The organism is Wolbachia endosymbiont of Cylisticus convexus (assembly GCF_003344345.1).
Genome location: NZ_QPIP01000053.1, coordinates 1 through 11,606, shown reverse-complemented (window position 1 = coordinate 11,606; position 11,606 = coordinate 1). Strand labels below are relative to the sequence as shown.

At 34.7% G+C, this 11,606-nt stretch carries 11 protein-coding genes, 1 other RNA gene and 2 pseudogenes; 9 read left to right on the top strand and 5 right to left on the bottom strand.

The genetic code is table 11. The features are described from left to right. The 4 genes from Wcon_RS11555 to Wcon_RS06165 all read left to right on the top strand — a co-directional run. On the top strand, window positions 1-365 hold a 365-nt coding region (locus tag Wcon_RS11555; RefSeq protein ID WP_338062145.1), incomplete at its 5' end, for a group II intron reverse transcriptase/maturase. Window positions 366-502: 137 nt separating this feature from the next. Next, a complete protein-coding gene (locus tag Wcon_RS12810) occupies window positions 503-643 on the top strand; it encodes an HNH endonuclease (RefSeq protein ID WP_338062144.1) in 141 nt (46 codons plus the stop codon). A gap of 354 nt (window positions 644-997) precedes the next feature. Then, window positions 998-1,606 (top strand): superoxide dismutase, encoded by a 609-nt coding sequence (locus Wcon_RS06170; protein WP_114517595.1) that lies wholly within the window; start codon window positions 998-1,000, stop codon window positions 1,604-1,606. Window position 1,607: 1 nt separating this feature from the next. Then, window positions 1,608-2,879 (top strand): M16 family metallopeptidase, encoded by a 1,272-nt coding sequence (locus Wcon_RS06165; protein ID WP_114517594.1) that lies wholly within the window; start codon window positions 1,608-1,610, stop codon window positions 2,877-2,879. Window positions 2,880-2,982: 103 nt separating this feature from the next. On the opposite strand, the gene Wcon_RS12065 is transcribed toward Wcon_RS06165, so the two are convergent. From Wcon_RS12065 to nuoE, 5 genes and pseudogenes are all read right to left on the bottom strand, one after another. Beyond that, window positions 2,983-3,804, bottom strand: coding sequence for a hypothetical protein (locus tag Wcon_RS12065; RefSeq protein WP_237350081.1), 822 nt, complete (start codon window positions 3,802-3,804; stop codon window positions 2,983-2,985). Continuing rightward, on the bottom strand, window positions 3,708-4,214 hold the full coding sequence (locus Wcon_RS12060; RefSeq protein ID WP_237350080.1) for a hypothetical protein: 507 nt from the start codon (window positions 4,212-4,214) through the stop codon (window positions 3,708-3,710). The genes Wcon_RS12065 and Wcon_RS12060 overlap by 97 nt, the downstream gene beginning before the upstream one ends. Window positions 4,215-4,221: 7 nt before the next feature. Next, window positions 4,222-4,641, bottom strand: coding sequence for a hypothetical protein (locus Wcon_RS12055; protein ID WP_237350079.1), 420 nt, complete (start codon window positions 4,639-4,641; stop codon window positions 4,222-4,224). A gap of 143 nt (window positions 4,642-4,784) precedes the next feature. Beyond that, a pseudogene (tgt, locus tag Wcon_RS06155) lies at window positions 4,785-5,998 on the bottom strand (tRNA guanosine(34) transglycosylase Tgt). After that, window positions 5,999-6,499 (bottom strand): NADH-quinone oxidoreductase subunit NuoE, encoded by a 501-nt coding sequence (nuoE, locus tag Wcon_RS06150; protein WP_114517593.1) that lies wholly within the window; start codon window positions 6,497-6,499, stop codon window positions 5,999-6,001. 876 nt (window positions 6,500-7,375) lie between these two features. Here nuoE and Wcon_RS06145 point away from each other — a divergent pair. From Wcon_RS06145 to Wcon_RS06120, 5 genes and pseudogenes are all read left to right on the top strand, one after another. Further along, window positions 7,376-9,691 (top strand): hypothetical protein, encoded by a 2,316-nt coding sequence (locus tag Wcon_RS06145; RefSeq protein ID WP_237350078.1) that lies wholly within the window; start codon window positions 7,376-7,378, stop codon window positions 9,689-9,691. Window positions 9,692-9,774: 83 nt separating this feature from the next. Beyond that, window positions 9,775-10,122: RNase P RNA component class A (gene rnpB / locus Wcon_RS06140), an RNA gene on the top strand. Window positions 10,123-10,284: 162 nt separating this feature from the next. Continuing rightward, complete coding sequence (locus Wcon_RS13045) at window positions 10,285-10,464, top strand: transposase DNA-binding-containing protein (protein WP_179947458.1); 180 nt, start codon at window positions 10,285-10,287, stop codon at window positions 10,462-10,464. A gap of 213 nt (window positions 10,465-10,677) precedes the next feature. Then, window positions 10,678-10,917, top strand: a complete 240-nt coding sequence (locus Wcon_RS13040) for a hypothetical protein (RefSeq protein ID WP_114516984.1) — start codon at window positions 10,678-10,680, stop codon at window positions 10,915-10,917. A gap of 110 nt (window positions 10,918-11,027) precedes the next feature. Continuing rightward, window positions 11,028-11,606: pseudogene (locus Wcon_RS06120) on the top strand (IS4-like element ISWosp2 family transposase); the annotation flags it as partial.

Sequence of the window (11,606 nt, the reverse complement as noted above, 5' to 3'; positions counted from 1 at the left end):
CACATCATATAAAGCAGAAAAAGTGTATGCGTTGTGGAAAGCCTATACATTTACCTCAACGTATATTTGATACAGCTTACAGTATTGTTGCTCAGTATCAAACTGAATATCGAGGAATTGTACAATATTACAAAATGGCCTACAACCTTCACACACTAAGTTATTTGAAGTATGTGATGGAAGTATCATTAGTAAAGACTTTAGCATCTAAATACAAAACAACTTGCAGGAAAATTTATAGAAAATTTGGTGCGATGATTGAAAACGATGAAGGTGAAAAACGAAAAGTCATCCAAATCAGAGTAGATCGTTTACCATCAAAGATACCATTAATTACACACTTTGGTGCTGTATCACTAAAATGAAATAAATGGGTAAGCATAAGTGATAACCTTATACCAATATGGAATAAGCGTAGTGAAATAGAGCAAAGACTATTGGCACAAACTTATGTAAATCACAAGAGCAGATTGAAGTACATCACGTACGTAAACTTGCTGATTTGCTAGGTAAACGTAATACTGAGCTACCGAAATGGAAAAAGAGAATGATTGAACGACAGAGGAAGACTCTTGTTGTTTGTCATGAATGCCATAAGAAAATCCAATATGGAAAATATGATGGTGACTCCTTAAAACGTTAGATTATTGGAGAGCCACGTGATACGGAAACGATTATGCGTGGTTCGGAGAGGGGTTGTTGGAAAAGTACTTAACAAGTAACTCGCTGGCTGCTCACTCTACGCATGCACGGTTCTTGTGGGAAAGTTATAGGAATAAAACTCGACCGGGAGAATTAGGACTATAACTTCTACCAAACAACTTCGTTACCTACAACGCTTTTGGTAGGGGTGCTTCATAAACTTGACATATTACTCCTCTAAAAATAAAAATATAATTACCTCATTAGTATAACTTATTTTAGAATAACTGCAATACTAAATTATGTGTTGCGCAAAAGCACATATTACCATACCATCGGAAATAAAGAGGTCAGCATGAGTTTTACTTTACCTGAGTTGCCATATGATAAAGCAGCTTTAGAGCCTTATATATCTGCAAATACATTGAATTTTCATTATGACAAGCACCATAAGGGGTATTTAAATAAGCTTAACGAGCTGGTTAAAAATACTGACCATCAACATATGGGAATTGAGGAATTAGTAACGAAAGTTCATAGCCATAGTGACAAAGTTCCTATATTTAACAACGCAGCACAAGTTTGGAATCACACTTTTTATTGGAATTCAATGAAGAAGGACGGTGGTGGTAAGCCTAAAGATGATGGTCTTCTAGCAAAAAAAGTTCAGGACGATATTGGTGGCTTTGATAAATTTTGTGAAGAATTTTCAAATTGTGGAATAGGCCAATTTGGTAGTGGATGGGTATGGTTAGTGCTTGAAAAAGGAAAGCTCAAAATTACTAAAACTCCAAATGCGGATTTGCCGCTAATTTATGATCAGGTACCACTGCTTACTATGGATGTGTGGGAGCATGCATACTATTTAGATTGTCAAAATCGCAGAATTGACTACATAAAAGTTTTTCTTGATCATTTGATCAATTGGGATTTTGCAGAAGAGAATTTAACAAAGAATATATAAGATGAACGTTCCACAGGTAACAAAACTAGATAACGGTCTGCGCGTAATAACTGAGCGAGTGCATGACGTTGATTCCGTAGCTTTAAATATACGGGTTGGTGTTGGCAGTAGAGCTGAAAGTGCAAAGCAAAATGGAATATCTCATTTCTTAGAGCACATGGCTTTCAAAGGAACGAAAACGAGAACTGCATTTGAAATTGCGAAAGCTTTTGACGACATAGGTGGAGCTTTTAATGCCTGCACCGGTAGGGAAAGCACCAGTTACTATGCGAAGGTTCTCAAAAAGGATATCAAAACTGGGATAGATATATTAATAGATATATTAATAAATTCTATATTTCCAGAAGATGAATTGGAACGTGAAAAGGGTGTTGTAATACAAGAGATTTTTCAAACCAATGATTCACCGAGTGATATCATTTTCGATAAATATTTTGAAGCAGCTTATAAAGATCAACCATTTGGTAGGTCAATCTTGGGTACGCAAGATACTGTCAAATCTTTTACTCGAGCGAATCTAGATAACTACATAAATCAGCATTACTTTGGTGAAAATATTATATTTGCTGTTGCAGGAAATGTTGAGCATGAGGAAGTTGTTCAATTAATCAGAGACTTTCTCTCAAAGATTCATTCAAAAGAGCTAAAAAAAAGCCAGAATGCAAGTTATACCGGTGGCGAATATCTAGAGCATCGTAAATTAGATCAAGTACATTTATTAATTGGGCTACCTAGCGTTTCTCGTGATGATAATAAATATCATACATTTAAAGTGCTTGATTCTATACTAGGAAGTGGCATGTCATCACGCCTGTTTCAGGAAGTAAGAGAAAAGCAGGGGCTTGCTTACTCCATTTACTCATTCAACTCTAGCTATGCTGATACGGGAATGCTTTCCATTTTTGCTGGTACAGATAGTAGTAATCTAGATAAGCTTTTAAAATCCATAACGACAGAACTAAAGAAATTGTCCACGGATGATCTGAAGGAAGAAGAAGTAAATAGAGTAAAAGAACGAGTAAAATCCCAAATTTTAATGTCACGCGAAAGTGTTAGCTCACGTGCTGAAACGTTAGGATACTACTACGGTCACTATAATAAATACATCAGTAAAAATGAATTAATAGAAAAAATTAGTGCAGTTACCACTGCTAACGTAAAAAAAGCAGCAAAAGAATTGTTATCTCAGCATGAAAAAACCACTCTAGCTGCAATTGGAGAAATTAAATCATTGCCAAGTTACGATAAAGTGGTTTCTATGCTTAAAGCTTAGCGCATTCTGTTATATTGATTTGGCTGCTTTACAATATAATTTAGCACAGTGATTAAAGAAGTGTAAGTTGAAACAATGTGCCATGAACCGGATATGCAAGAAATTATACGAATCTTCGACCTCCTCTTTCAATAATATTATTATTTCTATTTTGTGTAACTTTTTCCGTATAATTTTTAGGAGGTACTGGTGGTGCAAGTGGTTTTTTGCTTACAGGGTTTGAGTCTATGCCTTTCTTTTGCCGATGATAGTTCCATGCTTCTTGAACGGTCTGAAATATAGGCTCTCCATCATTATAGTTTCCTCTCACAGAGTTTGAGTTTATGTCTTTCTTTTGCGGAGGATAATTCGATGCCTCTTCACGAGTCTGGAATATAGGCTCTCCATCATTATAGTTTGAGTTTATATTTTCCTTTTGCGAACCAGCGTTCAATAATTTCGATATCTCTCGCCCTAGCTGATCACCTTTATAATTATTGTTAAGATCTTTGATTTTCTCTTTTTTCTCGATTATTTGAGCTAAGGACTCGACAATAATATCTTTGTTCATTCTTGAAGCATCTATTGGCTTACTTCCTTTGACAGTAATTTCACTACTTCCTTGCTTACTACTTACATTATAGCCCTGCCCTTCAATTTTTGTTGCCACTTCTCTTCTAAATAAATTGCAAATAGCATTTATTACCTCTTGAATACACTCTTGAAAAAAAGCTTTGATTGCCTTGAATTCTTGTGCTAAGGAAACGATTTGAATATGTGCGTATTTTTTACCTGGTGATAACTCTTCAGCATTCTGGTGTATAGATTCTATTTGCTGAGGGTCAAGCATCATTGCATGACGTTTTGAGCGTGTTGGATTTGCTTGTGTTTCGGATGACGACATGTCCTTAATATCTTGTTTTTTATTCTCACCATCAGCAACCATACCATCACTTGATTTCCTTTTTTAGGAGGCAATGGTGGTCGATTTTCATTGTTCTGATATATAGGTTCTTTTGGTACCGTTTCAGACAATGATCTCTGAATATCTTGAAGATTTTGGTATATAGGTTCTTCCTTCTTCAAATTTTCATAAATTGGTTCTTGCACTAAGTTAGCATTGACAAACTCCTGTACTCTCTCTAGATAACCAACATCTTTATCCTCTTTAGGCACTCGCGCACCTTCAAATTTGATTTTTTGTATCTCTTCAATACTCAGCCCATTTTTTTCAAGCCATTCCTCTCTTTTACTCATTGATGCAACAAACTCATTAATCTTTTGAATATTTTTTACATCATCATCAACTAGCATGACAGTTTTTGGCAACTCACCATGTTTATCCTTATACTCCACAATTGCCTTACAGATGTGTAAATTTTTTCCAACTTGATTTTTTTTGTTCTTTGAGACCTTTTGGAAGCTCATTATCATAATCTCCTGGAAACCCACCAAATACAGAAATACCGCCTGCTTGTTCTTTAGATAAACCCAAATGATTCTCTACAACCCTTCTCACAACGTCTGAATATCCTGTGTAGGATGCAATATTAACTTCCATTCCGCTTGAAAGCGCAGATTGCAGTGCAGACTTTAGCCCCTCTTCATTTTTTATTCCGTCTGTGTTTTCTAGAAAATCTTTTATATTGTGATCAGTCACTGCACCTTCCGCAGCAGAATTAAAATCACTTTTTCCTAACCTAGAAAAAGTATTATGCATGTGTCCATTAGTGATAGTGTTGTCAAAATCAAATATTAATAGGGTATTATTTCCTTTAGCCATATCTTCACCTCTAATCCTTACAAATCATATGGGTAGAGACTAACATTAATAGATTAATTATTTATTATAACTTTTCTAATTAATAGTGTGATAAATAAAGTAAATATAATAAGAAGTAAAAATCAACGGCATAAAGAAAAGACTTAAAGAGAGGCCAAATCAAAGTGTAATGGTATTTCACTAATCCAATTATTTTTCTCTTGATCTAGCCTATCATCCAATATTGCCTGCCTTATAGATGCCATTAACTTATTCATAAAGAAAACATTGTGAACGGTAACAAGTGTGTAAGCCAGCAACTCTTTAGCTTTCAGTAGATGGTGTATATAAGCTCTTGAATGTTTCCTGCAGGTAAAGCACAAACAGTCACTTTCAATTGGGTTATCATCTAGCTCAAATCGTTGATTTCGCAAATTAATATGCTCTTTGCACTTTGAAGAAATAGAATCTCTGTTTTTTACTTTAACAAGTGCGCCACCATGTCTTGCAAGGCGAGTTGGATGCACGCAATCAAATGTGTCAACACCAAGCTCTACTGCGCGAAAAATGTCTACAATGCCACCAATACCAAGTAAATGAGTAGGCCTATCTTTTTTTAAATGTTCCATAGTAAAAGAAACTACATCATACATCTGCTCTTTGCTTTGACCAAGCGATCCACCTATTGCTTGACCAAAAAATGGCAAATCGTTGATAAAATCACAACTTTCTCTACGTAAATCTTGATACACTCCGCCTTGGCTAATTCCATAAAGCGCCTGTTTGCCATCATTATTTTTTCAAACTCATTTAAAGAACGTTTAGCCCATCTATGGCTCATGAGCATTGATTTTGCTGTGTACCCTTTGCTTACGTGAAATGGAGTACATTCATCTAAAACTAAGATTAAATCTGCACCTAATTTTTGTTGAATTTGTATCGACTTCTCAGGAGTTAGACAATAAGTTTTACCATTTATGTAAGAACGAAAAATTGCCCCATCTTCGTTAATTTTGATCAGAGTTTTTTGTTTCTGTCTTATTCCCTTTATCTCTTCCGAAACTGATCCATGCCCTAAACTAAATATTTGGTATCCACCAGAATCAGTGAGCATTGGTCCACTCCATCCCATCATCTTGTGCAAGCCACCAAGCTTTGCCACAGTATCCTCTCCCGGTTGGAGCATTAGGTGATAGGTATTGGAAAGTATTACCTGAGTACCTGCTTCTCTGATTCTCTCGATATCTGCAGCTTTAATAGCAGCTTTGGTTGCACAAAATATAAATGCTGGTGTTTCTACGTTTCCATTTGGAGTTTTAATAATGCCAACTTTTGCAGAACCTGATTGCTTGATTATCCTAAACGAGAACTTTTCCATCTATTTGCTTGAAAGTTCTGCTATGATATTTTCCACTTTTTCAGGAGTGAGATTTTCATAAAAATCGTTATTGATCTGTACAACAGGGGCATTAACACATGCACCAAGACATTCAACTTCCTTTAAAGTAAATAGATTATCTTTAGTGGTTTCACCGATATTGATTCCAAGTTTCTTTTTAAAGGTATTTAACACTTCTTCGCTATTGCATAACCAACAAGGAGTTGTTCTACAAACTTGTATCAGATATTTACCCACTGGTTTTAAATTATACATGGTATAAAAATTTGCCACTTCATATACGCGAATATGTGGAATATGCAGCATATCAGCAACATAGCGCATGGCAGATTCAGGAACCCATCCGCATTGTTCTTGTACGAGATATAGTAAAGGCATGACAGCGCTACCTTCTCTACCTTTAGGATACATCTCTATAGACTTTTTCGCTTTCCTGAGGTTGTCTGATGTAAAACTAAACTGCTCTTCTTTCTCTTTCATCTAATAAGGTTCATGTAAATCTCAACAGATTATATCTGAAAGACTAATAATTACAATTAGACTTCTTACATAAAAAGGCAATGACTTTAAATGTTGGAGTTTTTGTAACACCGCAGTTCACATTGATTGTGTCTGTAAGCTTCACTCCCACACTTATCACCTAATGGTGCTCTGTCGTTCAAGCATCCCTTCTCCTTCCATCTCAGTACTCTTTTCTGTCATCTCAATAGCCTCTGTATTGTCATCCGAGTAGTCCTTCGTGGTGTCATCCGAGTAGCTGACACTGGAATCTAGTCTTTAATTATGCAATTTGCGTTTAGTTTTTCTGAATCATAGTATTACGCACTGGGATATGATGTCAGTATGTATAGCTAATTAAAAATATTAAAAAATTTACCAAGCAAAGAAAAAAGGCAAAAGAATCCCCTAGTAGTGAGTTTTGACTCTATAATAATTTAAACTGGCGCTGTAATAATGTGCTAACGCTTAAAATAAGCGCGATTTGGCTGAATGTAGAAAAAATAAAAAAGACATGCAACCGCTATAATTTTATGTAATCCGCCAATAAATACCCTGAGTTTTTTACTGAATTTTGTCATTGAACCTGCAGGTCAAAAACAAGTTTTGAGTCATAAATACCCTTACTATCATGGTAAGGAAATTTGGGGGATTTGTAAAGGAGTTTCTGTTGTCAACAAAGCTGCTAAATTTATTATATGGTTTCAAAGGAAACATATTGTCTATGGAAAGTCTGGGTTTATTAGCGTATTATCTCAGAGTACTTAAAAATTAATTTCTTAATTTTAGTTAAAATTTTATTGACGTTACATATAGAAATAATCATAATAGCATTTTATTAAAATTTTAAATATAATTATGTCTATATTAAGTAGATTATTTGGAGTTAATACAACTATACTGAAAGTTAAAGAAGTAACAGATTTCAGTATAACAAACATAGCATTCATTGAGGAAAATGAAATTGCTTATGGACTTAGCTATCAAGACAACGGTAATGGAAGCAGTAGAGTAAAGTTACTTATTAGTCCATTATATCAATCGAAAACATACGAGTGTGATACATGTGTCAACGTAGCAAATGAATTCAAGGGCCAATTATCTCCCACACTAATAGAAGATTCAGCTGAAGTAGATAAAGTTGGAGTTATCTTTCCTACAGAAGAAATTAACAAAGAAGAAAAATGCATCAAAGGCTTAACATTCAACACTTACGAAATCAAGCATTCAATTAATGTTCCCTTAGTTGAATACGTAGGAAAAGTAAAATTATACAAGAACATTAATAGAGATAGTCTTGCAAATGAAGACAATAGTTACTTTCAACCAAAAGCAGTAAAAGTTGGTAATGGTAATGTCATTGTAATCGCTCATAATTTAAAGGATCAAACTTTAGTTTCTTGGTATCTACAATCAGACACGAATGGAAAATTTAAGGTTTTGCGTGAAAAAAACGGTCTTATAGAAAGAAAATTATTCAAATTTAATAACCCAGGGCAATTGGCATTAGATGAAAATACGATACTTTATTCGCAAGTGAGAAAAAATAGTATTGAAAATCCAGAAGTAAGGAAAACAAATATTTTTAAGTTCGATATGGCCAAAGTGGTTGAGGATCTAAAAAGTGGAAAGAAAGATGAATGTTTGCTTGGTAAGAAAAATTGTCAGATAAATACAGCGTCATCTATTACTTCTAATCCAGGCGAAATAAATTTTTTACAGTATGTAAGAAGAACTGTAGGTGATGATTTAGTTGCTTTTCTTGCAGAAGACCGGTTGCCTAATAAACAAACTTTACATTTAACAAGTCTTGTTAAGAATGGATCAAAGTCGAACTTTATTATTCATGAATTTAAAGATTCTGTAGATCAATTGTACGTTAAAGACAATGGTCAAGAAGGTTTTATCGTAACTGCGGTAAGTGGAGAAAGTATCATAACTTTTAATAGAGAGAGCTCTGGAAAATCTTCTAAAGCAACGATAATACCGACAAGTAGTATCAAAACTCTCAGTGATTTTGTTAATATCATTAATGGTCGACTAACACCTAGTATTATTTCCAGCAGTACTGTGGCTCTTATAACTGCTACAAAAACAGTTATGACTTCTAAAGGAGCATCAACCACTGCAATTACCGGGACAACAAGAACTGACGCTTTGAAGACTACTAAATTGATAACAGAAGCCGTTGCACCTACTTCTACAATAAGTAAACCTTCAACTGAGTCAACAACTCAAGCAAGTACAGTAACAGTGGAGCCAACAACAGTGGCATCAACTACCGCTGCACCTACTTCTACAACGAGTAAACCTTCAACAGAGTCAACAATTCAAACAAGTATAGTAACAGTGGAGCCAACAACAGTAGCAAAAACAACTACTACTCCACAAACAACCACGGTTGCTACAACGTCAACTAGTGTGCCGATAGTAACTTCGAGAACTGAGACAAGCACTGCAAAATCTACAGCAGCGACTATTGCGTCGACTTCTAAAGCAAGAAGTACTACGATGAGTAAACCTTTAACAGAATTAACAACTGAAACAGGTACGACATCTACGTCATCAGAACCAACAACAATAGCTGAAACTATTGCAACCTCACAATCGGCTATGATTACTACAATGCCAACTAATGTGCCAACAACAAACTCAGAGAAAACTATACAAACATTGTCCATTATGCCAAGTACTAGAACAAAGGCAACAACTCCTCTGCTCACTACAACTTTATTTTCTCAATCTACAGCTTCACCACAGCTTACTCAACTTGCTATAGGGTCTGATAGGGCAGGAATGATAGGGGGATCTTTAGTTGGAGCAATAGGTATTGCTGGAATTATAGGATTCATAGCATATAAATATGTTAAGAGTCGTAATGCTGCTCCTGTGTTAGAACTAACTAATTTCAATGATAGAAGGCTATCATCTTCAAGTGGCAATAGCGATGAAGAAATTTTTATCGCTAGTAACGGAATGAGCCATATATCTATGCAAACTATGTATCAATCTGAAATAGTACTAAACAGTATATCAATAGAAAGTAGTAGTCGATCAAGAAGTAGCTCATCGTCTTTAAGCGGTGGACCAGGATCTCGATTAACTGAACTGGAGTCTAAAAGTGAAAAAAGCTTATCTTGGGATAGTGATGATGTGCCGGAATATCACCTTTAGCTATTTGTCCGAGTGTTTTTAGTATGTAGACTGTTAGGAAATTGTCTTTTGCTTTTGTAATTTTCATGTTAAAATATAGTTCCTGGGTGAAATAAGTAGCTGCTGTTGTGTGATAAACATAGCAGAGGAAAGTCCGAGCTCCAAGGAAAAATAGTGACGGGTAATACCCGCCGGAGGTAACTCCAGTTATAGGGCTACAGAAAATTACCGCCTAAAATATTATTAGGTAAGGGTGAAAAGGTGTGGTAAGAGCACACCATGACAATGGCAACATTGGTAGTCAAGTAACCAACACTAGGAGCAAGATTAAATAGAAGTAGACTTTATGTTTTTCTCATATCTACTCGGGTAAATCGCATGAAGTAAATGGTAACATTTACTCCAGATAAATAGCTACATAAACAGAACTCGGCTTATATTTCACCTAGGTAATGCGTGAATGTCAGCCATACTATATGTAAATATAAAAACATTTCACGTACCCTTTATGCGCTTACTATTACCCATAAATCTATAAATGGAGAAAAAGCTGCTATTTTACTAATTCAACTTTCTATTATAAATAGATCTATGATCTAAAAATGGAATATATGATGAAAAGAAATATAAGCACCTCAACTGGTAAATGGGCAGAAAGTAAATTTGGAATTGTTAATTTTGGTGATATAAGATCAAGTAAGAGGCTTTTAAAAATAGTTTTGCTGAATCGCCTGAAAGTTCAATCAATCAGGCATGTGAAAGTTGGTCTGAAGCAAACGCTTTTTTCAAAATAAGAATGTAAAAGAAAGTGAGATTTTGGCTTCACATGTTGCTAAAACAGCTGAAAGAATGAAAGCTCACAAAAGAGTTCTTGTGATACAAATTACATTTCATATACTCACCATAAAAAAACAAGAGGATTGGGAGATATTTCAAGAAAAAGGGACAAACCTAAACAGCCTTTACTGTGAGTACAGAAGGCTTGGCGCTAGGAATAAAAGGTTTACTTGAGGCCTACTATTTCTGAAGAAGATAAAAGCCATGTTAAGAAAAACGATACTGTCCATATTGAAGATAAAGAGAGTATAAAGTGGATAGAAACTTTAAAAGAAACAAACATTAGTCTAGATTCATCTCAGACTGAAGCTATAACCATACGCGTCAAGTTAAGAGAATACGCCCAATATAGCAACCATTTAAGGTTTATTTGTTATATTTATTTTTTAAGAAATCTTGATCTAAAATAAGATAATTTTTTTTTAAGAGTCTATAAATTACTAATTTTATCGTTTAATGTCTAAAATAATTTTTACCGCTTCTCTTCTTTCTTATGCTACTTTTCCTTAACTTGACGCCTATGGAAGCTATAACTGTATGCGATAGGGAAGCAGATATGTATGATTTATTTGAAGTTGCACATAGTCTTAACTCAGCAGTTTTAGTAAGAGCTTGCCAAAATAGAATAGAAAATATCGATGTCCTAGAAAAAACGAACAAAAGTTGCGGGAAGTTATTAATTGTGCAGGTATAATAAAAGTTGAAATTCCTGCAAAAGATAATAAGCCAAAAAGGACGGCATATTTAGAGGTTAGGTTTGGAAGCTTCATGATGAATTTATCTAAAAATAATATTAGGCATAAAACGGAAAATTTACCTAATCTTCCACTGTATGCAGTCTATGTTGTTGAAAAAGACTCTTTGCCTGAAATAGATCCACTAGAATGGATGCTATTATTCCAGTCAACAGCTTTAACGAGGCTATTGAAAAAGTTATTGTCTTAGATGGAAAATAGAGATATTACACAAAATTTTAAAATCTGGCCTCAAAATTGAAGCTTGCAACAGCAGAAAGGCTAATGAGATATCTAACAGTGATTGCATGGAGAATTTTCTTTATTACAACAATCGCAAGAACTATTACCGTGTACTACCTTAT